This is a genomic window from Sphingomonas sp. UNC305MFCol5.2, from assembly GCF_000712135.1.
Classification (GTDB): Bacteria; Pseudomonadota; Alphaproteobacteria; order Sphingomonadales; family Sphingomonadaceae; genus Sphingomonas.
The window spans coordinates 549680-573998 of the sequence record NZ_JOOE01000001.1; the positions used below are offsets into that span (position 1 = coordinate 549680).

20 protein-coding genes and 1 pseudogene are annotated in these 24319 nt (G+C 65.4%); 7 read left to right on the forward strand and 14 right to left on the reverse strand.

What is annotated here, in order from left to right:
* Positions 1–3: 3 nt before the first annotated feature.
* Together BR78_RS0102740 and BR78_RS0102745 are read right to left on the reverse strand one after the other, a co-directional pair.
* Positions 4–2136, reverse strand: coding sequence for a TonB-dependent receptor plug domain-containing protein (locus tag BR78_RS0102740; protein WP_037565899.1), 2133 nt, complete (start codon positions 2134–2136; stop codon positions 4–6).
* Positions 2137–2238: 102 nt separating this feature from the next.
* Positions 2239–2649: a hypothetical protein gene (locus BR78_RS0102745; protein ID WP_029934771.1), complete on the reverse strand. Its 411-nt coding sequence runs from the start codon at positions 2647–2649 to the stop codon at positions 2239–2241.
* A gap of 262 nt (positions 2650–2911) precedes the next feature.
* Between BR78_RS0102745 and hemN the strand changes: the two genes are divergently transcribed.
* Positions 2912–4264: an oxygen-independent coproporphyrinogen III oxidase gene (hemN, locus tag BR78_RS0102750; protein ID WP_029934772.1), complete on the forward strand. Its 1353-nt coding sequence runs from the start codon at positions 2912–2914 to the stop codon at positions 4262–4264.
* A gap of 138 nt (positions 4265–4402) precedes the next feature.
* On the opposite strand, the gene BR78_RS0102755 is transcribed toward hemN, so the two are convergent.
* From BR78_RS0102755 to BR78_RS0102765, 3 genes are read right to left on the reverse strand one after another with little or no spacing between them, the layout of a single operon-like run.
* The gene (locus BR78_RS0102755; protein WP_029934773.1) at positions 4403–5182 is read right to left on the reverse strand and encodes a sulfite exporter TauE/SafE family protein; all 780 of its coding nucleotides are present in this window, start codon (positions 5180–5182) and stop codon (positions 4403–4405) included.
* A 7-nt stretch (positions 5183–5189) separates the two neighbouring features.
* Positions 5190–5708, reverse strand: a complete 519-nt coding sequence (locus BR78_RS0102760) for a rhodanese-like domain-containing protein (RefSeq protein WP_029934775.1) — start codon at positions 5706–5708, stop codon at positions 5190–5192.
* Positions 5709–5712: 4 nt separating this feature from the next.
* On the reverse strand, positions 5713–6027 hold the full coding sequence (locus BR78_RS0102765; RefSeq protein ID WP_029934778.1) for an ArsR/SmtB family transcription factor: 315 nt from the start codon (positions 6025–6027) through the stop codon (positions 5713–5715).
* 71 nt (positions 6028–6098) lie between these two features.
* Here BR78_RS0102765 and BR78_RS0102770 point away from each other — a divergent pair, with 71 nt between their 5' ends.
* Positions 6099–6968 carry an MBL fold metallo-hydrolase gene (locus tag BR78_RS0102770; RefSeq protein WP_029934780.1) on the forward strand — a complete coding sequence of 290 codons (870 nt, stop codon included), beginning with the start codon at positions 6099–6101 and terminating at the stop codon, positions 6966–6968.
* 204 nt (positions 6969–7172) lie between these two features.
* Here BR78_RS0102770 and BR78_RS0102775 read toward each other — a convergent pair whose 3' ends face one another.
* Together BR78_RS0102775 and BR78_RS0102780 are read right to left on the reverse strand one after the other, a co-directional pair.
* Complete coding sequence (locus BR78_RS0102775) at positions 7173–8582, reverse strand: alginate export family protein (protein ID WP_081855582.1); 1410 nt, start codon at positions 8580–8582, stop codon at positions 7173–7175.
* On the reverse strand, positions 8558–10771 hold the full coding sequence (locus tag BR78_RS0102780) for an adenosylcobalamin-dependent ribonucleoside-diphosphate reductase (protein WP_029934782.1): 2214 nt from the start codon (positions 10769–10771) through the stop codon (positions 8558–8560). Before BR78_RS0102780 ends, BR78_RS0102775 begins: the two co-directional genes overlap by 25 nt.
* A gap of 186 nt (positions 10772–10957) precedes the next feature.
* Here BR78_RS0102780 and BR78_RS0102785 point away from each other — a divergent pair, with 186 nt between their 5' ends.
* Entirely contained in the window at positions 10958–11434 is a 477-nt protein-coding gene (locus BR78_RS0102785) for a pseudoazurin (protein WP_029934786.1), read from the forward strand.
* Positions 11435–12109: 675 nt separating this feature from the next.
* Here BR78_RS0102785 and nirK read toward each other — a convergent pair.
* Together nirK and BR78_RS0102795 are read right to left on the reverse strand one after the other, a co-directional pair.
* Complete coding sequence (gene nirK / locus BR78_RS0102790; protein ID WP_197021259.1) at positions 12110–13240, reverse strand: copper-containing nitrite reductase; 1131 nt, start codon at positions 13238–13240, stop codon at positions 12110–12112.
* A 32-nt stretch (positions 13241–13272) separates the two neighbouring features.
* The gene (locus BR78_RS0102795; RefSeq protein ID WP_029934788.1) at positions 13273–14007 is read right to left on the reverse strand and encodes a Crp/Fnr family transcriptional regulator; all 735 of its coding nucleotides are present in this window, start codon (positions 14005–14007) and stop codon (positions 13273–13275) included.
* A 98-nt stretch (positions 14008–14105) separates the two neighbouring features.
* Between BR78_RS0102795 and BR78_RS0102800 the strand changes: the two genes are divergently transcribed.
* Positions 14106–14603 (forward strand): hypothetical protein, encoded by a 498-nt coding sequence (locus BR78_RS0102800; protein ID WP_029934789.1) that lies wholly within the window; start codon positions 14106–14108, stop codon positions 14601–14603.
* A 2-nt stretch (positions 14604–14605) separates the two neighbouring features.
* On the opposite strand, the gene BR78_RS0102805 is transcribed toward BR78_RS0102800, so the two are convergent.
* Positions 14606–14986, reverse strand: a complete 381-nt coding sequence (locus BR78_RS0102805) for a response regulator transcription factor (protein WP_029934790.1) — start codon at positions 14984–14986, stop codon at positions 14606–14608.
* On the opposite strand from BR78_RS0102805, the gene BR78_RS0102810 reads away from it, so the two are divergent.
* Positions 14980–16728, forward strand: coding sequence for a PAS domain S-box protein (locus tag BR78_RS0102810; protein ID WP_443027663.1), 1749 nt, complete (start codon positions 14980–14982; stop codon positions 16726–16728). The genes BR78_RS0102805 and BR78_RS0102810 overlap by 7 nt on opposite strands.
* Positions 16718–17329 carry a response regulator FixJ gene (gene fixJ, locus BR78_RS0102815; RefSeq protein WP_029934800.1) on the forward strand — a complete coding sequence of 204 codons (612 nt, stop codon included), beginning with the start codon at positions 16718–16720 and terminating at the stop codon, positions 17327–17329. The genes BR78_RS0102810 and fixJ overlap by 11 nt, the downstream gene beginning before the upstream one ends.
* On the opposite strand, the gene BR78_RS0102820 is transcribed toward fixJ, so the two are convergent.
* A complete protein-coding gene (locus BR78_RS0102820) occupies positions 17322–17948 on the reverse strand; it encodes a NifU family protein (protein WP_051683169.1) in 627 nt (208 codons plus the stop codon). The genes fixJ and BR78_RS0102820 overlap by 8 nt on opposite strands.
* A 306-nt stretch (positions 17949–18254) precedes the next feature.
* Here BR78_RS0102820 and BR78_RS20330 point away from each other — a divergent pair.
* Positions 18255–19009, forward strand: a pseudogene (locus BR78_RS20330) (NnrU family protein).
* Positions 19010–19011: 2 nt separating this feature from the next.
* On the opposite strand, the gene BR78_RS0102830 reads toward BR78_RS20330, so the two are convergent.
* The 3 genes from BR78_RS0102830 to ubiM form a co-directional block, all read right to left on the reverse strand.
* On the reverse strand, positions 19012–20211 hold the full coding sequence (locus tag BR78_RS0102830) for an NnrS family protein (protein WP_037565902.1): 1200 nt from the start codon (positions 20209–20211) through the stop codon (positions 19012–19014).
* A 64-nt stretch (positions 20212–20275) separates the two neighbouring features.
* Complete coding sequence (locus BR78_RS0102835) at positions 20276–22549, reverse strand: nitric-oxide reductase large subunit (RefSeq protein WP_029934812.1); 2274 nt, start codon at positions 22547–22549, stop codon at positions 20276–20278.
* Positions 22550–23038: 489 nt separating this feature from the next.
* On the reverse strand, positions 23039–24208 hold the full coding sequence (ubiM, locus tag BR78_RS0102840; protein WP_029934814.1) for a 5-demethoxyubiquinol-8 5-hydroxylase UbiM: 1170 nt from the start codon (positions 24206–24208) through the stop codon (positions 23039–23041).
* Positions 24209–24319 lie beyond the last annotated feature (111 nt).

Below are 24319 nucleotides of genomic sequence, written 5' to 3' on the forward strand. Positions count from 1 at the left end.
GGCTCAGAACTCCACGCTCAGGCCAAGATTGACGCTTCGGCCGCGCCCCGGCACCGGGCGCACCAGGCCCGTCGCCTTATAGTCGCCGAGCGACACCCCACCGAGCGGCAGGTCATAGGCGGTATCGAGCAGATTCTCGACGTCGAGGCTCAGGCGAATCCCGTTCCAGCCATAGCTCGCACCGAGATCGACCAGCGCATAGCCCTGCGTTTCGGGCTCGTTGCGGGTCACATCGACGCGGGTCTTGTCAGCCGCCAAGGCGAACGCGATGTGGCTTTGCAGGCCACCCAACCTGTGCACGAGCTTGACCTTCGCATTGACGGGCATCTGGTGGTAAAGAGCACCGCGATCGGCGAGGTTGTCGCCCTCGACCAGACTTCCGACGAAGGAAATCGCCGCGCTCCCGGCGCGCTTGCTGTCCCAAAGCGGCAGCGTCGCGGAAACATCGACGCCGTAGAAGCGGGCCTCGCCATTGGCGAACTGCAACTGCGCAAAGCCGGTCGGCTTTCCCATCCCGTCGGTCAGGTCCCTGAGTTTCACGACATCGATATAGTCCGCGACATGCGTGAAGAACGGCGCCACCCGCAGCGTCCAGCCGCGATCGCCGGAGCCGGCCAGACGCAATGCCGCGCTCAGCGTGTCGGCCCGCTCGGGCGCGAGGTCGAGATTGCCGACATAGCCATTGCCGTCACCGAACCAGCCGATCATGCGACTCGACATCGATCCGCGCCCCCAGCTGTAGCGCTCATAGAGAGCGGGCGAGCGCACCTTGTGCGCATAGCCGAATTCCAGCACCAGGCGATCCGAAGGCGAATAGCGCGCCAGCGCACTGCCGCTCCAGTTGCTGTCGTGGCGCGCGTGATCGGCCGCATTGAAGGCCGTCGCGGCGGACGCATCGGCCATACTCATCATGCCGGTAGAATATGGCTGGACATCGCCGGTGTTCATCCAGAGCTGGTCGTTGCGGATCCCAACTACCGTCGACAGCGGTCCATTCCAGTGGCGTTCCCATTCGAGATAGCTTCCCAGACGGTCGCGCTTCGCCCCGTTGATGTTCACATAAGGGTTCGGTCCCATCATCATGCTGCCGGCGACGGGCGGCCAATAATCGTTCAGCCACTGATGGTGAAATTCGCTGCCGACGCCGATGGTATCGCGCGCGGAAACGGGGAACCGCAGTTTCAGCGTATAGCCGGCCGTATGCGTTTCGGTAAGCATGGGCATGCCGCCGTTCGCAATGCCGCCTTTGTCCTCGAGAAAGTTCATCTCATGATCGGTGTCGCGATAATGCACTGTCAGGTCGAGGTCGCCCCAGCCGAACACGCCCTTGTAGCGGCCGTTGACAAACCATGACCGGTTGTCGGTCATATCCATATACTGGTTGGTGAAGCCTTCGCGCGGCGCGCGCTGGATTCCGGCTCTGAGCTCCAGTTGCCCGGCACCGGTCAGCGCGGAGAACGCCAGCGCATGGTCGGTCTTGGCAAATTCCGACGCGCGGACCACGCCATCGCCGCCGCCATGGTAATTTTCCGACCGGGTATAGGAGCCGTTGTAGGTAAGGCTCAGCGCGTCGCTCGCCGCCGTCAGCGACAAAGCCCCGCCTGCGCCGTTGCCGTTGCTGCGATAGAAGGCGCTTGCCCGCCCGGCGAGCAGTGTCGCGCCCGAAGCGGCAAAGCGGGGCCCAAGCGTCTCGACGCTGATCGCACCGCCGATCGTGTCGCCGCCCAGGCTAACGGGCGTGACGCCGGTCAAGGCTGTGATGGAGGCTATGGTCTGCGGATCGGTGAAGGAGAGCGGCGGGGCCATCTTGTTCGGACAGACATCGTCGATCTTGATCCCGTCCACGAGGATCGCGATACGGTCCGCCTCGAGCCCGCGGATCGTCGGCAGGCTGGCCACGCCGCCCGCATCGAAGGCGCTGACGCCCGGCAGTTCGCGGAGGATTGCGGCAGTATCGCTGGTACGGACCGCGTCGCGGAGAATCTGTTCGGGCGCGCGGGTCTCGCCGGTGTCAGCACCGGCCGTCGATGTCACGTCGACGGTGGGAAGCGCCGTCGCTTCTTGCGCGAGCGCCGGAGCGGGGATGAGCAGCACTGCCGTGAGAAGAAGGCGTGCGCGAATGGGACGTTGGTGCATTGCATGTCTCGGAAAATTGCGGCGGCAGGCGCCAGGTCGTCGAGGCGCACGGATCCCCGGGCGCGCGAGCACCCGAAAGGCAGGCCATGCGATGGAGAGAGTTCAGGCGGGCTGCGTCGGCGGCGCCTGGCTGGGCGGCGGCGGCGCCGGCATTCGCGCCGGTGCGGCCTGATGCGTCGCTATCGGCCCGGCCAGGGGCGTTCCTGCGACCGACGCCGGAAACCAGGATCCCGGCGCGGAAGATTGCGCCAGATGCGGCATGAGCAGGCCAGTGAACGCACAAGGGACCGTATCCGCCTTGTGCGGCGCGTCGCTCTTGCCGCGCGTTTCCTCGAGATGCGTTGAATCGGTCGCCATCGTCGCGGTGCCCGCGCACAATGCGATCGACACGCCCCAACCGTGATCGGCCGGGTTCAACATGAAGCCGCCGGGCAAGGCTGCTCGCAGCAACAACGCGAGACTTGCCAGCCAGACGGCGGCAGTCAGCCCGTTGGAGCGTCCAGCGACGCGCATCTCTTGCCTCCGGTGCGGACGGGATGCCCGCGCTGTCGATGTAGCGCCAGGGTCTTGTCCGGGCGGTGATCCACATCATTTTCCACTCGCAATCCGACGTCTCCGCCCGCAAACCGTACGAGCGCCGGTTCGCGATCGAGGCGGCAATAGGCGCGCCGCGCGGCGCCCGAAAATACGGTGTGGCCACATCCGGTCCGTACCCGAGGCGCAGTCGCGCCACGGTTGGGCTAGAGGGCCGGGCGAGACCATGAGGAGCCCGGACGTGACCCCCGAGATCGTCGCGCGCTATGCGGACCGGCCGCTGCCGCGCTACACCAGCTATCCCACCGCCCCGCATTTCGGACCCGGCATGACGCCGGAGCTTTATGCGCGCTGGCTGGGCCAATTGCCCGTGGCGGAGCCGGTCTCGGTCTATCTGCACGTCCCCTTCTGCCGGTCGATGTGCTGGTATTGCGGCTGCCACACCACGATCACCGCGCGCGAGGCACCGATCACGCGCTATCTCACCGCGCTCCACGACGAGATCACCTGGGCACAAAAGGCGATGGTCGAGGCCCTGCCCGCACGGCACCTGCATTTCGGCGGCGGAACGCCCAGCCTGATGCAGCCGCAACAGTTCATGGACTTGATGGATCGGCTGCGCGGCGCCTTTCGCATCGACCGCGACAGCGAGGTCGCGATCGAGCTCGATCCCCGTACGCTCGACGGCATGATGATCAAAGCCCTCGCACATGGCGGAGTCACCCGGGCCAGCCTCGGCGTGCAGAGCTTCGATCCCGTCGTGCAGCGCGCCATCAACCGGATCCAGAGCTTCGAACAAACCGCTGAAGTGACAGAGCGTCTGCGCGATGCGGGCGTGGCCGGGGTCAATTTCGATCTGATCTACGGTCTGCCCCACCAGAGCGTGGACTCATGTGTCGAGACCGTCGCCCAGTCACTTACGCTCCTGCCCGATCGCTTCGCCGTCTTCGGCTATGCCCATGTTCCGGGTTTCAAGATCCACCAGCGCAAGATCGACGAGGCCGTGCTGCCCGATGGCGCCGAACGCCACGCACAGGCGGAGGCGATCGCTGCGTTGTTACAGGATGCCGGCTATGTCCGCATCGGCCTCGACCATTATGCTCGCCCGGAAGACGATCTGGCGCGCGCCGATCGCGAAGGCCGGCTGCACCGCAATTTCCAGGGCTATACCACCGACGCGTGCCAGACGCTCATCGGCTTTGGCGCCTCGTCGATCGGACGGCTGCCGCAGGGATATGTGCAGAATTCGGTCCTGATCGGCGAATATCAGAAGCGCGTGGAGACGCATGGCACGGCCGTGGCCAAAGCCTGCGCATTCGAGGGCCAGGATAGGCTTCGCGCCACGATCATCGAACGGATCATGTGCGACTATCGCGTCGATCTCGACCAGGTTTGCGCCCGCTACGGCGCCGATGCTCGCGAGGTCATCGGTAGCGCCGCGGGGCTCGGCGAGATCGTGCATGACGGGCTCGCCACGGTGCGCGGCAATGTGCTCGAGATGCCCTATGAGGCCCGGCCGCTGGTTCGCGTGGTCGCGGCCCTTTTCGACCAATATCTGGGCCAGGGGCCGGTCCGGCACTCGCGCGCCATCTAGGGTGTAGACTTATAAAAGCGGATCGGCCGCTAACGCCCCCCGATCACGGACGTTCAGGCGTACATCCAGAGCCGCCGGAAGCAGCCCTTCGTTCCGCGCGATCTTCCCGACCCGGATTCATTCGGGAGGATCGCGACCCTAAATTGATGACGTAGTGATATAGGCCCCGATCGCGATCACCACGGCAGCAAAGCCACGTTCGAGCAGCCCCTTGCGCGTGCCGAGAAGCTTGCCCAGCGCGATACCGGCAATCGTCCCACCGCCGCCGCCCGTGACCAGCAGCACGGTCAAGGGCCAATCGACCAGCCCAGACAGAGTGTAGGAAGTGGCGGTAGTCAGCCCGAGCGCGCTGACGACCACCAGCGACGTGCCAATGGCAAAGGGCAATGGCATCGCGGTTGCGAGAATCAGCCCCGGCACAATCAGGAACCCGCCTCCGATCCCGAAGAAACCGGCGGCAAGCCCGACGGCAAGCCCAATCGGAACCAATCGCGGAAGCAGCATCGCGGCGCTGTCGCGTGTCAGTCGTACATCGGGCGCTTCTGCCGTGCGGCGCTTGCGCAGCATCGATAGACCAATGCCGATCATCAGCAGCCCGAACAGGATGAGCAGCCGCTTGCCGTCAAAAGTCTTACCCAGCTCCGCGCCCAGCGCGGCTCCGATCATGCCCGACACCGCGAACACGCCTGCACACCGCCATTTCACCCGTTCGGCGCGGGCATGGCCGATGAGGCTGGCGAGCGCATTGACCGTAACGGCGACTGCGGCGGTCCCGATCGCGGCGTGCGGCGAGCCAATGCCGACGACATAGATCAATAGCGGAACGGCAAGGATCGACCCGCCCCCGCCCACCAAGCCGAGGATCAGCCCGATCACGCCCCCCGACACGAGCGTGGCAAGGATGGTGGCGGTGTCCATGATCGCCTCAGTCAGCCGCGCGACGGTTCCACGGCATGGCACGCAGCAGGTTGGCCATGCCGCACCATCCCGTCATCCCTGCGAACATCAGTCCGGCTCCCACGAACGCGCAGAGACCGAAGAAGCCGGGGGCGACGAACAGGCCGAGCAGCACGCCGGTCAGCACCAGCGCACCCGCCGTAATCTGCACCTGCCGCATGATTTCCAGCGGTTGCGACCGATCGGCGACGGTGGGCTGACCGGCCTGCCGCCACGCATCAATCCCGCCCTCGAGGATATAGGCCGGGGCGCCGCCCGCTGCCGCGCCAAGCTGCGCCGCATTGGCGGCAGTGCGCATGCCCGACTTGCAGTGGAAGACGATCGGGCGACCGTCACGCGGTAGATCGCCGATCCGGTCGAGCTGCACATTCATCGCGCCGGGAATACGCTCGCGCGCATGTTCGTCGGTCCCGCGAATATCTACCAGGCGGGCGCCCGCATTGATCGCGGCGCGGGTGTCGGCGGGAGAAAGGGTCGCAAGCGTCATCGCATCAATCCTTGCAGTAGAGCTGGTAGAGGGTGGCGAGCAGCATTTCGACGCGGGTGTCCGCGATGGCGTACCAAAGCGTCTGGCTCTCCCGCCGATAGGTGACGAGGCCTTCGTCGCGCATCCTGGCGAGGTGCTGCGAGCAGGCCGATTGCGATAGGCCGACATCGCGCGCCAGATCGCCGACCGTCACTTCGCCATGCTCGACCAGCTTGCACAGCAGCATCAGCCGTCGCGCGTTGCCAATCGCCTTCAGCGTGTCGGCAACCTGCCCGGCCTTCGCCTCGAATGTCGCCAAGTCCATCGGCGGTTTGAGCATCTTCACCACTCCATTAGATATTGCTTATGTAGTAAATTCTAATATATTAGCAAGAGGTAATGGAGGAAATCATGACCCAGCCCTTCATCGAGGCGTTCTTCGACGAGCCGACCAACACGATCAGCTACCTTGTCGGCGATCCCGCGACGCGGACAGCGGCGGTGATCGACCCGGTGCTCGACTTCGAAATGGCGAGCGGTATCGCGGACACGCGCTCGGCCGAGCGGATGGTTGCCTTCGCGCGCGATCATGACTGGCGGGTCGCGATGGTGCTGGAAACTCACGCCCATGCCGATCATCTGTCGGCCGCGCCCTTCATCAAGGCTCATACCGGGGCATGGGTCGGCATCGGCGCGCATATCCGCGACGTGCAGAAGATTTTCCGTCCCGTGTTCGCGATGGACGATTTGAAGACGGACGGTTCGGATTTCGACCGACTGTTCGAGGATGGAGACCGCTTCGCGATCGGTGAGCTGGAGGCCGAGGTGCTGCACGTTCCCGGCCACACCCCGGCTGACGTCGCCTACCTGATCGGTGATGCGGCGTTTGTCGGTGATACGCTGTTCATGCCCGACTATGGCACCGCGCGCGCCGACTTCCCCGGCGGGGACGCCCGCACGCTCTATCGTTCGATCCGCCGCCTGCTTGCGCTTCCTGATGCGACGCGGCTGTTCCTTTGCCACGACTACAAGGCGCCGGGCCGCGATGATTATCGCTGGGAGACGACTGTGGGTGAGCAGCGCCGGTCAAGCGTCCATGTCCATGACGGCGTGAGCGAAAGTGATTTCGTAACCATGCGTGAGCAGCGTGACGCTGGACTTCCTGTACCCAAACTGCTGCTGCCCTCAATCCAGGTCAATATTCGGGCGGGCCACTTCGACGAGGCGGAGGCTAACGGCATCACTTACCTCCGCATTCCGGTGAAGTGGAAAGCGGAGTGAGGATTGTACCGTTCGACCATCCTTTTTGGGAAAGTGGCGGCGCTCGGTTACGTCAGCTTTCCGCACCCAATTGCCAGGTAGCGGACGGACGGCTCACCACCCGATCTCGGACGTTCAGCCCCCGTGACGATAGCGGTCGTTTATGGATTCACGACCTGGTATCATATCCTCGCGTGCGCGGACACGGCAGACGGCCAGCAGTGGTCAGAACCGGAACTGCGCGCTCGCCATCGCGAAATCGATCGCGTGCCCTCCCGCCGCTTCGATCGCCTCCCCGGCGCTGTGATGCAGATAATAACCCCGCAGGTTCCAATGGCGCCCGAGCTGAAGCGTTGCGTCGATGGTGCTGACTTGCCCGATCCCGCGCGGGCCGCCCCGCGTGCCGGCGAGCGGCGCCGCCGGGCCGAGATAGACGGCATCGCCGCGCGCCTCCTTCCACTTCCACTGCGTCGCTGCCTCGAGCGACAGGATCCGACCGGGCTGCACCCGAACGCTCGGACGCAACGCCACCAGATTGGCGAAGCTCGTCACATTGGCTTCGTTGAAATAGGGACCCTTGGGGAAAAGCGGATTGAAGGTGCCGAGCGTCGAATCGCTTGCGCGCCGGTCGCCCGATCCGGAATCGAGGCGCAGGCCCAGCCGCGGTCTCCAGTGGCCCGGTGCCGTATAGCCGATATCCGCCGCGAAGCCCCAGGCCCGGATGCCCTGGCCCGCGAAGGTGCCACGCTGCAGCAGTCCCTCGACATCCCAGTCCCATTTGCCGACGCCGCCGCCGCTGCGCAGCCCGAGGTTGTGGCGATGCTCTTCGCCCGATACACCGCCGAAAGTCGCGGCATCGCGGTCGAGATACATCCAGTAGCCATCGATCGTCGTCGAGCGGCGCGAATCGAGGCCAAGCGCGCCATAGACTCCGCCGAACGCCTGTTGCCGGTTCCCGGCATCGTCGAATATGCCGCGCCTGAGCCTGACCGGACGCACTGCGAAGCCGTCGAGCTTCAGCCGGCCCAGCGTGAGCGTCACGCGTGCGCCGTCGAAATTCTGGCGCACATTGGTGCCGTCGCGGAAAGAGACGAAGCGCTGGCTCGTATTGAACGCCATCTCCTGACGCCCCAACCGGATCGCGAGCTGAGGCCGGGGCTTCACTTCGACGAAGAGCTGCTGCACGTCGAGATGGTCTTCGTCCGGCGGTGACAGAAGTTGCTTGCCGAATGCCTTTTCGGCGCCGAGCTGGCCGAAGACGCGAAGACCGGACTCCAGGTGCACGTCCGCGTGAAGAAGGATTCGCTGCAACATATAGCTGTCCGCCTCGCGTCCGCCGACGCCGAAGGACGGGCGATCGATCGTCTCCGCCCGCTCGCGGATCTCGCCGCCGAAGCTGGCATAGACATCCCCTTCGTGCGCGACCGGCACGAACTTGATCCGGTCGAGCGCAGACGCCCGCTTGTTCCGGTCGTTGAGGTAGCTGTAGTCCTCTGCCGTCCGATCGGGCTTGAAGGCGGGCGGCTGCGACTGCTGGGCAATCGCCTGGCAGGGCGCAAGTACGCCACAGGCGGCGAGCAGCCGCGAGACGCAAAGCCTGGCCTTCGCATTCATCCGCATTTCGAGAAGCCGCATTCGAGGCAATTGGCGCAGCCTTCGGTCTTGATCAGGGCTGGCGCGCCGCACTGCGGACAGTTTTGCGGGATCGCCATTGGCGCGGGCGCAGGTCTGTGCTGTTCGTGCGGCACCTCGAGCGAACCGATATGCCGCTCGATGATCCCGCCGATCGCCGCGGGAAGCGATGGGACATAGCGCCCCTGCATCCAGGCGCCGCCGCGTGGGTCGAATACCGCCTTCAATTCCTCGACGACGAAGGAGACATCGCGCGCGCGCCGGAACACCGCCGAGATCATCCGGGTGAGCGCGAGCGTCCAGGCATAATGCTCCATATTCTTGGAGTTCACGAATATCTCGAACGGCCGCCGCGCATCCCCGGCCGCCAGATCGTTGATCGTGACGTAGACGGCATGCGGACTATCGGGCCATCGCAGCTTGTAGGTGGTGCCGTCGAGCGCTTCGAGGCGCGGCTCGAGCGGCGGCTCCTCGACGATCGCGGAGCTCGCGTCCGGCGCGGCGACGCGCAGGATCGATCCGGTGACAGCGTTCGGGCGGTAGGTCGTGAGGCCCTTGCAGCCCAGATGATAGCCCTCGACATAGATGTCGGCGAAGGCCTCGAAGCTGATGTCTTCCGGACAGTTGACGGTCTTGGAGATCGAGCTGTCGATCAGCGCCTGCGCCGCCGCCTGCATTGTCAGGTGATCCGATGGCGTCAGTGTCTGGGCACTGACGAAGAGCGTCTCGGGCGGCGGGATGTCGCCCTTTTCCCGCCGCCACACCTGCATGGCATAATCCTCGACCGCCTGTTCACGCGTCGAGCCGTCCGGCTGCCGGAGTCGCCGGGTATAGGAATAGGCGAAGACAGGCTCGACTCCCGAAGAGACGTTGCCCGCGAGCAAGGAGGTCGTCCCCGTTGGGGCGATCGACGTGAGGCACCCGTTGCGCAGGCCGTGCTCGGCGACCAGCGCCCGGGTTTCCGCATCGAGCGACGCCAGATTGGGCCGATCGAGCATGGTTTCGTCATAGACCGGAAAGGTCCCCTTCTCTCCGGCGAGGCGCGCGGAGGTGCGGTAGGCCTCGCGTTTGATCACCTGAAGCCATTGCCTCGTGAGCGCCACCGCCTCGCCGGTGCCATAGGCGGCACCGCAGAACAGCAGCGCATCGGCCAGTCCGGTGATCCCCAGCCCGATCCGGCGCTTGGCCTTGGCCTCGGTCTCCTGATCGAAAAGCGGATAACGCGAGAGGTCGATGACGTTGTCGAGGAAGCGCACAGCGGTTTGCGTGAGCTCGGCCAGCGCCGCTTCGTCGAGCGCCGCATCCTCCGCGAACGGGCGATCCACGAGCCTGGCGAGGTTGATGGAGCCGAGCAGGCATGCGCCATAAGGCGGAAGCATCTGCTCGCCACACGGGTTGCTGGCGCTGATCGTTTCGCAATGCGCGAGGTTGTTCGCCTCGTTGACCCGGTCGATGAAGATCACGCCCGGCTCGGCGGTCTCGTAGGTCGCGCGCATCAGCCGCTCCCAAAGCGCCTTCGCCTTCACGGTTCGGCAGGTCCGGCCGTCAAAGACGAGGGGCCATTCGCCGTCCGCCGCGAGCGCCATCATGAAGGCGTCGGGCACCAGCACCGAGATGTTGAAGTTCCGGAGGCGCGACGGATCACGCTTGGCATCGATAAAGGCTTCGATATCCGGATGGTCGATCCTGAGGCAGCCCATCATCGCCCCCCGCCGCTGGCCGGCCGATTCGACCGTGCGGCACATCGCATCCCAGCAGTCCATGAAGCTGAGCGGGCCCGAGGCTTCCGCCCCCACGCCGCGCACCGCGCTTCCCGCGGGGCGGATCGTCGAGAAATCCATGCCCACGCCGCCGCCCTGCTGCATCGTGACCGCAGCTTCGCGCAGATGCTCGAAAATGCCGTCGAGGCTGTCGGGGACCGTTCCCATCACGAAGCAGTTGAAGAGCGTGACCGCCCGTTCGGTGCCGGCGCCGGCGAGGATCCGACCGGCCGGGATGAAGCGGAAGTCGCGCAACGCATCCTCGAAGCGGGTGCGCCACAGCGCGCGAACCTCCTCGCGCTCGACTTCGGCAACTGCCGCAGCAACACGGGCGATCGTTTCATCGATGGTCGCGTCTCCCTCGTCCGGCGCCGGCTGGAAACGATATTTCGCGGTCCAGATCTCCTCGGCGAGAGCATTCTCGAATTCCATGATCATCCCCTTCGCTTGCGTCACGCCCAGTGTGACGGGCGGCGGGGAGAGCGATTTGATCTATCTCAAATGCGCACCAGGCGGCGGCGTTTTGATGCACCTCATCCTGCCGGGACGTGGGCTGGCATATCCCGTTCGGGCGACCGGAGGCGCCTGCGTCCGACCGGCGAAAAATGGAGGTTTCTCATGCGTATTCCGACAATTCTGCTCGCGGCTGGCGCGATCGCCATTGCTGCGCCAGCGGCAGCCCTCGGGCTCGGCCGGTCCGCGCCGGCGCCGGCTGCGCCGCCCGCCAAGACCTATGCGGTCAAGATGCTCAACCGGGGCGCAGCGGGCATGATGGTGTTCGAATCGAGCATCCTGCGAATCAAGCCGGGCGAGAGCGTGACGTTCCAGCCGAACGACATGGGCCACAATGCCGAGAGCATTCCGGGAATGGTTCCGGCCGGCGCGCAACCGTTCAAGGGTCAGATGAACAAGCCGCTCACCGTGACCTTCACCAAGCCCGGGGTCTACGGCTTCCGGTGCGCTCCGCACGTCAGCATGGGCATGGTCGGGGTCGTGGTCGTGGGGACCCCCGTCAATTTGGCGCAGGCCAGAGCGGTGAGCCTCCCGGGCCGCGCGAAGCAGGTAATGACCGGATTGCTCGCCGGCGTGCATTGAAACGTGCCGTCGCTGGAGAGAAAAGGGGCACCGTCCTCGGACGGTGCCCCTTTTCGCGCGGGCACGCCGCGGGAACGAATAGGCTTTCACCCGGATTCCGTTGATGGCGCAGGGCCGGCCTGCCGCCGGAGACATCCATGGGTGCGGTCGGCCCTTGCCCTCCTCGACCACCAGCCAACACGCCTGACAATGGTTGCCGGTGATCCCATTGTGCCCGGCGTGCGGTGCTCAGCGCGGGCTGGCATTCCCGCCACGACGGGCGCGATGTGAGGATTGTCCGCCGAGGGATTCCCCGCACCTTCTGAACGCCGGGTTCAACTGATCTTGCGACTGGATTCGCGCGAGGATCTGCAGTGTTCGTCTTATGGTCGCGCAGGCACGACCGGTGCATTCCGCCGGCAAAGGGGGAGACCGCACATGCAGCATCTGTTCGCAGGTTGCCTGCCCGTCGGCCGGACCGAACGTCATGGACCGGACAAGGTACCGGCTCGAAGCACGTCGCGCCCGGGCGGGGCCGCCGGGCGATCGGCGCATAGGGCCCGAACCCTGGCACCAGGGCTGCCGGGGAGTTGCGGCGGGCGAGCCGACAGGCCTCGATCAATAATGTCCCGCACGTAACACGGCGGCAGCGAAGGGATCGCTGCCGCCGCGTCTGCTTCACCCGATCTGGGTAATCTACTCGTGGCCGGTTTTGACGTTCGGGTCGATCGCCTGATGCGGCTTGAAGGTATCGGGTCGCGGGTCTCCCTCCACGACCAGCAGGCCCTTGAGCCCGCGCTCCATGCGCGAAAGGGCATGATCCACGAGGACGAACTTGCCGGGCACGTCGAGCTTGAACTCGGTCACCGCCGCGCCGCCTGGCGGAACAGAAAGCGTTTGCGCGTCGGTGATCGGTGCTGAAGTCAGCGACGCGAGCGGCCAGGCCCGGTCGAAGATCTCCCCGATCACGTGAAAGCTCGAGGTCTTGTTGGGGCCCCCCACACCGAAGAAGATCCGCACCGTCTCGCCGGTCTTCGCCTTCAGCGGGTGTTTCGCCAGTGCGTCGACCGCGCCATTGAACACGTAGAATTCAGGCGTTTCCGCGAGGAGCTTGTCCATGCTCTCGTTGAGCTCGCCCTTCGCGCCAAACGCCTGATCGGTGTAGATCTCGCCTTGCATCACGTAGAATTCGCGGTCCACCTTCGCCAGGCCCTCGGCGGGTTCGACGAGGATCATGCCGTACATGCCGTTGGCAATATGCTGCGCGACCATCGGCGTTGCGCAGTGATAGACGTAGAGGCCCGGGTTCAGCGCCTTGAACGTGAAACCCTTGCTTTCACCCGGCGCCGCCATGGTCGCCGCCGCCCCGCCGCCCGGGCCGGTCACAGCATGAAAGTCCACATTGTGCATCATGACGCTGTCGGCCGCGTTCTTGAGCGTGACCTCGACCGTGTCGCCAACGCGCACGCGGACGAACGGCCCGGGGATCTTCCCGTTGAAGGTCCAGTAATGGTAGCTCGTGCCGTCATCGAGCTTCCCGGTGACCTCGACCGTGTCGAGGTTGACGCGAACGGTCTCGGGGTTCCTGCGCTGTAGCGCGGAAGGAAGGTCGGTTGCCTCACGTACGACGTCGCCAACGGCTGCGGGCGCACCGCCGCCGGTATGCGCACTGTGGTCCTGGGCAGATGCGGCGGTTGTCGGCCCGGCCAACGCAAATACTGCGGCTGCTGCCGACAGCAGGATATTCTTGTTCATGTTCGCAACCTTTCGTCCAGATGCGATCTTCTCTCTGCGCGCTTCAGGAGAAGGCGGGTTGCGCAGGATCAATTAAGAGACCCGCCACGGGAATTTGATCTGCCTCACTGCCCCCCTGCGGAACGCTGCTCGAGCCCACGCCGGTCGAGGATCCAGATTTCATGCACGCCGATCATGCGGACCAGGCCGCTGGTCTTGAGCACCCCGAGCTCGCGGCTGATCGTCTCGATCCGCAATCCCAGATAATCGGCTATGTCGTTGCGGGGCATCGGCAGCATCACCCGGAGCGGCTCGCCAGGACTTTGATCGCTGCGCCGGGCCATTTCGAGGAGGAAGCTGGCGAGCCGTTCGGTGGCGGTCTTGCGGCCAAGCAGGACGAGCTGGTCCCTCGCTGCCGCAAGCTCGCTCGCCGCCGCCGAATAGAGGCGCCGTTCCATATGGGGGTGCGAATCGACGAAAGCGTCGAAACGGCGCCGGCTGAACTGGCAGAGCTCGACCTCGCAGACCGCTTCGGCCGTGAAGGGGTGCTCATCCTCCATCGTCACACCCAGAAAGTCTCCGGGGAACGCAAAGCCGGTGACTTGCCGCCTCCCGTCCACCAGCAGCTTCGAGAGGCGGAGCGCCCCGCGTGTGACGGTGTAGACGTGCGTGGCTTCATCGCCCTGCCAGCACAAGGGGTCACCGGCCCCGAGATGCCTGCATGAACCGCTGGTCCGAAAGGCAGCCAGCTCGCCTTGCGCGAGCGTGTTGCACACCGCCAGCTCACGGACGGGACATCCGAAACACGGATGATCGCCCTCGAGATGCGGATCCGCGGCGGCCAGATTGCGCACTTGCATGTAGTTTCCCCCGGGGATCATTCAAAAGTGAGGCAGGTCAAGGCGCGACCTTGCCGGTTGCTTACAAGAAAACGGGAAGCACCAACCGGATCAGACACATGTCCTATTTCGCGGTCATAACTATCGGGCCCGACGATGCGGAGCAGGTCTATGCCCTGATCCGCACGCTCGCCCCCGAAGTTCCCCCGGATCTCTGGACGGCATTCGTGGCAAGCTGCCGCGAGCCGGGCGAATTGCTGGGGCTGCGCGCGCCTGACGGCGGCATTTTCGGCATGACCAGCTATCGTATCGAGGAGTGCACAAGGCTTGGGCGCGTCATGCTTGTCGACAATTTCCTGACGGTCGAGCTTAGCCGCGCCGCGCCGGGGCGCGCCCTCCTGACCTCGAGGCTCGAGGAGATCGCCGCAGCACAGCATTGCACGGTGGTGCGCCAGGTAACGGCGTGCGGCGGATGGCTGGCGGAGGAGAGGCAGGCCCTGCGGAATCATCTCTGCCTGGTGGACACTGCCGCGGGAAAGCGGTTCAGCAAGGGCCCTGTCTGCTCGTGTGGCAATCTGCGATCGCTTTCGGCGGTCGAGATGTACCCTGCCGGATGACATTAGAGGCATTGCGTGCCTCCCGTGCCGGCGATCTCCCGCACCGCCGCGACGAGCTCGTCGCAAAGCAGCGGCTTCTCGACGAGCCGTGCGCCGACATCGGCGACGCGCCGGCAGAATCGCTGGGGCGGATTGCTGGTGATGATGATGGCGGGCGCCGCGTCGCCGCGCGCGCGCAGCGTAGCCAGCAGCGTGAGGCCATCCAGGCCGGGCAGCCGGTGATCGAGCACGATACAGATGTGACGCGATGCATGATCCGTGGCGAGAAGTGCCTCGGCGCTGTCGAACGCAGCAACGTCGTATCCTTCGATCTCCAGCGCGAATGCAATCGAGGCTCTCACCGCGGGATCGTCGTCGACGAGAAGGACTATGGGATTTGGCATCTAAGTTCTCCAAAACGCCGGCGAAACCGCCGCCCGTCCCGGCTCATCTCGCGCCGCGGTCCCGCACCCGCTGCGCGGCAAGTTCGATGAGAGGCGCTATCATGTTGAATTCTCCGTGCTGCTGCGGCACTCGCTCCACAGCAACTGTCGCGATCAATCTAGGCAGACCGGTCGGGAGCGAAAATTTGGGTCTTCATCCTAGGGTACGCACCGGAGGCGGCGGCGATGCCGACAATGCCTTCAGACCCGCGTTGAAGCCCCGCGCTCCTCTGCTGATGTCCCGGCGCGTGAGCGCGTTCCATACAAAGCTCATCGCGGTCACCGTGATGGGGCTCGGCTTTGCGGCACGCCTCGGCCTCGATCCACTGCTCGAACATAGAGCAACATTCATCTTCTTCGTGCCAGGCGTGGTCGCAGCGGCCTTTGTCGGACTTTGGCCAGGACTGCTCGCGACGCTGGTCGGTGCCGCCGCAGGGCTTGCGGCGGATTCGCTCACAGGCGACTTGCTGCCCGGCGACTGGGTCGGGGCAGCGGTCTTTGTCGGCGTCGGCAGCGTCGTCGCCGCCGGTGGCGAATGGCTGAAGCGCGCCCGCGGCGGCGAAATGGCGTTCGCGCGCGAGCTCGAGCAGCGCGAAGCCCATCTCACCTCGATCCTTCAGACGGTTCCGGACGCGATGATCGTGATCGACGAGAAGGGCCTGATCCGCGACTTCAGCGGCACCGCCGAGCGCCAGTTCGGCTGGACTGCGGAAGAGGTCACCGGCCGCAATGTCAGCATGCTTATGCCGTCGCCCTACCGCGAAGCGCATGACGGCTATCTCAAGCGCTACTACCGCACCGGTGAGCGGCGCATCATCGGCATCGGGCGGGTCGTCGTAGGTGAGCGCAAGGACGGCTCCACTTTCCCGATGGAACTTGCGGTCGGAGAGATGCAGCTCACGCAGGGCCGGTTCTTCACCGGCTTCGTGCGCGACCTGACCGAGCGCCAGCAGACGGAGACGCGCCTGCAGGAACTGCAGACGGAACTGGTGCATGTCTCCCGCCTGACCGCATTGGGCGAGATGGCGTCGGCGCTGGCACACGAGCTCAACCAGCCGCTCAGCGCGATCGGCAATTATCTCTCGGGAAGCAAGATGCTCCTCAAGCGCGAGCAGGTGCCGCAGGAACGAGTCGCCGAAGCCGTCGAGCTCGCCGCCAGCGAGGCCCTGCGCGCCGGCGAGATCATCCGCCGGCTGCGCGACTTCGTCTCGCGCGGCGAAACTGAGCGGCGGCTGGAGAGCCTGCCCAAGTTGCTGGAGGAAGCGGCTGCGCTCGCACTGGTTGGTGCCAAGGAGTTTGGCGTGCATGTCCGGATCGACTTCAAACCGAAGATCGATCTGGTGCTGGTCGACAAGGTGCAGATTCAGCAAGTCATCCTGAACCTGATCCGCAACGCCGTCGACGCGATGATCGAAACCGATCGTCGCGAGCTTGTGATCAACGTCGCCCCCGACGACGACCAGATGGCTGTTGTGACTGTATCCGACACCGGCCCGGGCATCCGGCCCGACGTGGCGGATCAGCTCTTCCAGCCCTTTGTCACCACGAAGCGAACGGGTATGGGCGTCGGGCTTTCGATCTGCCGCACGATCGTTGAAGCGCATGGGGGGAAGATCTGGGCGGGAGCGAATGAGGGTGGCGGCGCGGTCTTCGGCTTCACCGTTCCCAGCGTGAGCAAGGAGGAGCTTGACGATGCCGAGTGAACCGGTGGTTCATGTGGTCGATGACGACGAGGGTGTTCGCAGTTCCTTGTCCTTCCTGCTGGGATGCTCGGAGATCGCGACCCGCACCTACGAGACTGCGGTCGAGTTCCTGAAAGCCGTGCCCACCATGGAGCATGGCTGCATCATCACGGACGTGCGGATGCCGCAGATGAGCGGCCTCGAACTGGTCGCGCGATTGAAGTCGATGGGGGTGGCCGATCCGGTGATCGTCGTGACCGGCCATGCCGATGTCCCCATGGCGATCCAGGCGCTCCATGCCGGGGTGTCCGACTTCATCGAAAAGCCGTTCAGCGACGAAGCGATCCTGATCGCCGTGCGGACGGCATTGGCCCGCCAGCAAAACCGCGACGAGATCGAGCGGGAGCGTGACGAGGTACAGCGGCGTCTCGCAACTCTGTCGGGGCGCGAACGCGAGGTTATGGAGCGGCTGATCGAGGGCAAGGCGAACAAGGTGATTGCCTATGACCTCGATATCAGCGCGCGGACCGTCGAGGTGTATCGGGCCAACGTCATGACCAAGATGGATGCGCGTACGCTTTCGGAACTCGTGCGGATGGTGATGATCGCGAGGCTCACCTAGGTCCGCCCCATTTTTCCGCGATCCACCGGCGGAACCTGGCCTTCGGATCGGCGTCCTGAACCTGCTCTGGCTCCGCGGCAAGAACACGGGTCACTTCCGGAACCCAGCGCCGGATCGACTGCTCGATGCCGCGCTTCAGCGTGATGCTTCCCGACGGGCAGCCGCCGCAGGCGCCGTCCATGCGCACCCAGGCGGTGCCGTCGGCGGGATCGAAGCGCACGAGGACCGCTTCGCCGCCATCGGCCGCGAGCAATGGCCGTACCCAGCGATCGAGCACATCCTCGATCTGCTGCTCGATCTCGCCCGTTATTTGAGGCTTGGGCGAAGGTGCCGGCGCCGCGGGTTCGCGATCGCGCTCGAGCGCGTCCGACAAGGCGAAAGCGAGCTCGGGGCGCAACCGGTCCCAGGTCCATCGCGCGTCCAGGCGCACCGCCGTCACGAAGTCCGCGCCGATGAGCACGCGCGCGATGCCATCGACCGCCAGCAACGCAGCCGCGATCGGGTCGGCAGCGGCCTGTGCTTTCGTGAACTGGCGCGGCTGCCCGAAAGACAGGCGGCGACCCGGCAGGATGCGCAGGGCGTCGGGATTTGGTGTCGACTCGAATTCGATGGCGCTCATCGCGCGCCGTCCACTCCCGCCGGTCGTGGCTGGAACAGGCGCGTCTGCAGGAGCGCTGAAAGGCTGGACCACAAGCGGCGGACCCGTGCCAAGGATCTGCGCCGGGCGACGAGGCCGTAGTGCAAATGGCCGGCCCCCACCGTTCCAAAATCGATGGCCGGTAGCGGCGCCAGCAGCGTAGCCGTCGGCCAAACGGCTGCTATCTCGCGCGAAGTGAGTGCATGTCGGGTCGGAAACATGTCACGCTCCTGGGCCATGTCGGTCAGAGTTGCGGAATGCGCCCGGGAATCGCTTCGGCAAACTGGGATGTTGCCCCTAGGGTGGCTACCGGAGCCCCGGCTTCGCACCAGCGATCACCTTGTGGGAGGTAACGTGCTCGAGTTCATTGCGGCGCTCGCGGCGTTTCTGGTCAGCCACAGCATCCCTGCCCGACCCGCTATACGGGCATGGCTGGCAGCGCATCTGGGAGAGCGCGGCTATCTCATCGGTTATTCCTGCTCTCGCTGGCCCTTCTCGCCTGGCTGCTCAGCGCCGCTGCACGGGCACCGTTCCTTCCGCTGTGGGACGTCGCGATCTGGCAATATTATGCACCGATCGCGCTCATGCTGCCGGCCTTCCTTTTGCTGGCAGGCGGCGCGATCTGCCCCAACCCCCTGTCGATCAGCTTCAGCGGCAGGAAGTTCGACCCCGCCCGCCCCGGCATCGTCGCGATCACGCGGCACCCCTTGTTGTGGGCGTTCGCGCTTTGGGCGTTCGCGCACGTCGTCCCCAACGGCGATCTCGTTTCCGTCGTCATGTTCGGCGGCTTTGGTGGTTTCGCGCTGCTGGCAATGCCGATCGTCGACCGCCGCAAACGCCGCGCCCTGGGAACGCAATGGGGGGTGCTGGCGCAGCGCACCAGCCTGTTCCCCTTCGCCGCACTGCCCGGTGGCCGCGCACGCGCGCGCTGGCGCAGGGGCGACCTCGCCGGCACCCTCGCTTTCGGGAGCGGGCTCTATGCAGGGCTGCTCTGGCTGCATCCCTGGTTATTCGGCCCCGATCCCAAAATCGCGTTCGGCTGAGATCACGGCTTTCCATCTGGCCGCGGCCCGAGCAGCTTCGGCCCGTAAGCGAGCACGAAGAGGAGGAAGGAAGCCCCCCAGAGCGTGCCCGCGGCAGCGATCGTGGAGCCGTAGTCGAACGGAAGCATCGGAGCCGCGAAGCGAAGCGCCGCGCCTGCGGTGACCAGTGCGTAGATTGCCTGCGTCCACCCGTCCGCACGCAGTTCGCGGCCGGTATGGCCAAGGCTTGCCCGCGTCATCACCGCCAGCGTCATCGACGCCATCGCGCCCGCGCTCAGTGCGTGCATCGCGGCCGAGACGGGAATACACCAGATGAAATAGCTTCCACCGAGCAACAGCAGTCCAAGCGGCAGCCACGCATAGGAAATGTGCAGGATAAGGACGATCGGCTCGCGCCAGGTCCGCAGCCCGGACCAGCGTGCGAGGCGAGCCGTCTGCAGAAGGCCGGCGGCGATCAGCAGCGCGCCGCTCACCCGAGCGTCGGGCAAAGCTGCCCAGGCCAGCAGCGAGGCCACGGTCACTGCCAGCGCGGCGATGTCGAAGCGGTTCATCTGCGGCGGAAGGCGCCCGCCCTCCCCCGCTTTGGTCAACCAGTTCCGCGTGAAGGCCGGAATGATCCGTCCGCCGATCAGCGAGACGAGAAGCAGGACAATGGCGAAGCCGAGCCGCCATCCGAGCCCGGCAGGTACGCCCACGCCCAAGGCTTCGACATGGTCCAGCGCGTTCGCAACGGCGAACAGGCTGACGGCAAAGACGACCAGCAGGTTCCGGTTTTTGGCGGCGAGCACTTCGTGCGCCGCCATGACCGCAAGCAGGACGAGAAACCCGACGTCGAGCGCAATCGCGAGCACCGCGCCGGTGATGGTCGAGAAGAGAATCGCCACGCGCGCGAGGAGCCAGAGCGCCGCCAGGCAGGCGAGCCTGCTCCCCGCGACGGGAGGTCGCCCGGTCCAGTTGGGAATAGCGGTCAGGAGGAAGCCGGCGATGATCGCGCCCAGATAGCCGAACAGCATCTCGTGGCGGTGCCAGGCGAGCGGATCGAAATGGGTCGGCAATGCGAGCTTGCCTGCCATCGCCAGTATCCAGAGCGCGACAACGACCATCGCCCAGACCGCGCCGCCGAGGAAGAAGGGACGGAACCCGCCTCGCAGGAACGGAGGGATCCGCCTGGAATCCTGGTGCGTCTGGCCGTGGGCGTTCATTGCTCGAATCCTGTCTTGAAGAAAATGGGGCCGGCTCCCCTGGAAAGCCGGCCCCCTGGTGCTCTCACTCCGCTGGCACCAGCTCCGGCCGCGGGTAGCGTGCGCCGCGGTTTCCGCGCACGAGCAGCAGCCGTGCCAGAAACAGCGCCAGCAGGATCGCTCCCAGGCCGAAGACGATGTCGCCCGGCACACGCAACCAGACGAGAGTTTCCATGGTCTGGCTGTGGACGACAGCCGGCGAGCGCGCATACCAGAAGCCGTTGGTGACGCTGTGATAGGCCTGGTACAGGCCGGACGGGACGAGGCTCAGGAACACCATCATCGCCAGCCCGAGGTTGAGCGCCCAGAAGGTCGGCTTGAGGATCGCGTCCGACCAGGCCGCCTCGCGGAATGCGGTGCGCAGGCAGAACAGCATCAGGCCGATTCCGAGCATTCCGTACACGCCGAAGAGCGCGGCATGGCCGTGGCTCGCCGTCATGTTCAGGCCCTGGATATAATAAAGCGAGATCGGCGGATTGATCGAGAAGCCGAGGATTCCCGCGCCCACCAGGTTCCAGAACGACACCGCCACGAAGAACAGGATCGGCCATTTATAGGTCTGAACCCAGGGCGCCGCTTTGGTCATCCGGTAGTTGTGAAGCGCCTCGACGCCCAGCAACGACAGCGGCACGACCTCGAGCGCGGAGAACATCGCGCCCCAGGCAATGATCGGCGTGGTGGTACCGGAGAAGTAGAGGTGGTGGAGCGTGCCGAGAATGCCGCCGGTCAGGAACACCGCGGTCGAGAAGACCACCGCCGTGTTCGCCGCACGGGCGCGCACCAGCCCGAGCCCCGCGAAGATGAGCGCGATCACTGCAGTCGCGAACACTTCGAAGAAGCCCTCGACCCAGAGATGGACCACCCACCAGCGGAAATACTCGATCATCGACAACGGGCTGTGACGGCCCCAGGTCAATGCCGCGCCGAAGAACAGGCCGATGCAGACCGTCGAGACGAACACCATGCCGATGAGCCCGCGGCTCTCCGAGGGAGTCTTCAGCGCCGGCCAGAGCGCACGGCCGACAAGGGTCAGCCAGATCATCAGTCCGGCGAACAGCAGGATCGCCCAGAAGCGGCCGAGATCGACGAACTCATAGCCCATATGGCCGAACCAGAAGTTCGCGCCATGACCGAGCTTTTGCTGAATGCCCATCCACTCACCGGCGAACGAGCCGATCACGACGACCAGCAACGCGACCCACAACACATTCACGCCAAGCCGCTGGAATTTGGGCTCGTGCCCGGACAGCATCGGCGCGACGTAGAGCCCGGTCGCGAGCCACGCGGTGGCGATCCAGAAGATGCCGAGTTGGGTGTGCCAGGTGCGGGTGAGCGCGTAGGGGATGACGTCGGAGATCGCGACGCCGTAAAAGTCCTGCCCCTCGACGGCGTAATGTGCGGTGATTGCACCCAGCAATACCTGGGTCAGGAACAGGCCGATAACGGTGATGAAGTATTTCGTCGTCGCCTTCATGGACGGCGTCGGCTTCATCCCGAGCAGCGGGTCCCTGGCAGGAGCGACCGCATGTTCCTCCTCACCATGACGCGCCTGGTACCAGGTGAGCCAGCCCACACCGGCGATCAGGAACAGTACGCTTGCGATCGACCACATCCCAAGCGAGGCCGAAGGCGTGTTGCCGACCAGCGGATCGTGCGGCCAGTTGTTGGTGTAGCTGATCGTCTCGCCTGGCCGATTGGTGACGCTGGTCCAGGCCGTCCAGAAGAAGAAGGCGCCGATATTGGCACGATCCTTGTCGCTCCTCAGCGAGCGCTCGGGGATCGCATAGTCGATCCGGAGCGCGCGGAGCGCGGGGTCGCTGCTGAAGAGCTTCGCATAATGATCCGCGATCTGGCGGATCGCCTGAGCCCGCTCCGGCGAGACGGTGATGGTTCCGTTGGCGGGATCGTAGAGATTGGTCCGCAGCTCATTCTTGAGCCGCTCCTTCAGGCCAGCCTGCTCCTCGGAGCGGAGCTGCGCGAAGGGCTTGCCTTCGTCCTTCCTCGCCCAGATGTCGAGAAGGGCCATCGACTCGCGATGGAGCCAATCGGCGCCCCAGTCGGGCGCGACATAGCCGCCATGTCCCCAGACAGAGCCAAGTTCCATGCCGCCGAGCGTCTGCCAGGCTTCGCGGCCGGACTGGATGTCGGCCCTGGTGTAGAGGGTTTCGCCGCGCGTCGTCGCAACGGATTCGGGCACCGGCGGTGCCTTCACGTAGATTTCCCGGCCGATGAGGCCGAGGACTGCGAACGAGAGCAGGAATATCCCTCCCAGCCACAGCCAAAGCTTCCTTGAGTTCATCGTCTTAGCCCCCACGCAGGGTTTGAGGAGGCTCGGGCATAGGAATTCGCCCGATCGCCGGACATTCGGGAGCGCGACCTAGGGTACGCACCGGAGGGGAAAGCCCGGATTTGCTGCCCGGCGTGCGCCAGCGTATACCGCTCGCGAATTTGACCTGCATCAAATCGGCTCCGGGACCTGGCTCGCCACGGGATCCTCGCGCATGTCGTGATGGTGTATGTGCGAAAAGCGCCGCCGTATCTTTGCCCCTATCCTGCGCGGGTCACCAGTCCCCGTCGCGGGCATACGCGCGGGGGTGAAACATCCCGGAAAGACGAAGCGCGTCCGTACGCTGCCCGGGCCCCGGGGCTCTTACGTCGAGCTGATTCGTTTTGGACCGTGCCGCGCAGGGACCGAACGACCCTGCTTCACATGTCCCTGCCACGGCCAGTTGTGATGATCGCGCTGACCAACGCCCTCTCCGGCAGCAACCGGCCGCCGTTTGCCGGGTCAGCGGCGTGCCAGGAGCATCGCGACGCTGCGTTGCGCGATCGGCAGCCGCCTGGCCGCCCGCAGGAGCGCCGAGCGCGCGACGCGCGAGACGGGATCCTCGCGCGTGAAGAGCCCCACGATCCCGTTGGTGCCGTCGTAGATCGGACGGCACGCCAGCTTGTGAAGAAGCTCATAGCGCCGAAGGCCGCGCGTGCTGCCGGGATCCGCGGCCTGGCTGGCGGTACGAAGTATCTCCCTTGCGAGACCGTTCGCGCCGAGCAGTCCCAGATTGAAACCATGCGCGGTCACCGGGTGCATGCCCACGGCGGCGTCGCCGACGAGCGCGGCGCGCTGCGCGACGAAGCGGTGCGACCACGTCACCGCAAGCGGATAGGCATGCCGTGTGCTGATCAGCCGCATTTCCCCCAGCCGCCAGCCAAACCGCCGGCCCATCTCCCCGTTGAACGCCTCGGGATCGAGGCCGGCGAGGCGTTCAGCCTCGCGTGACGGCAGCGTGACGACCGCAGAGGAAGTGCGCCCGTTCAACGGGAGCAGGGCCAGTGTCTGGTGATGATCGAACCATTCCGTCGCGACGCGGCGATGGTCGCGTTCGTGTTCCATGCGGCATACCAGCATCGACCGGCCCGTATGATGTATCTGCGCGTCGATCCCCAGCATGTTGCGGACCGGCGACATGCGCGAGTCCGCGGCAACGACGAGGCGGGATCGCAGCGTGCGTCCATCCGCGAGCCCGACTTCGGCCTGTCGCGCGCCGGAACGTACCGCCACCACCTCGGTATCGGCGAGGATCTGGATGTCTGGCCGTGCAACCACCGCATCGTACAATTCGCGCCGGATACGCTGGTTCGACACAAGCCAGCCCAGCACGCCCTCGATCCGCCCGCCGCGCTCGAACGCGAGCGTGACCGGCGACGCGCCATTCAGCACCTCGGCCCGCCGCAAAGGGGCCACTTCGGTCGCCGGGAACCGCTGCCAGACGCACAGTTCATCCAGAATGCGCTTCGAACGGCGAGTCAGTGCGATCTCGCGGCCATCGAATGGCGGGTCGGCCAGATTCTCCAGCGCCAGACGCTCGACCACGGTGATGGCGAGACCGTTCCCCGAGAGCGACGCGGCGAGGCTCAGCCCGGCGGGGCCGCCTCCAACGATGACGATGTCGGCTTCCATCTTGCGCTCCCTTTCACCGGAGCCTGGCGCGAACCTGAAAAGGCCAAAATGCGCTGAATCAAATCTGATATGCTACGCGTCGCCGCCAGCAAGAGGGCGGCCGCCCGGGAA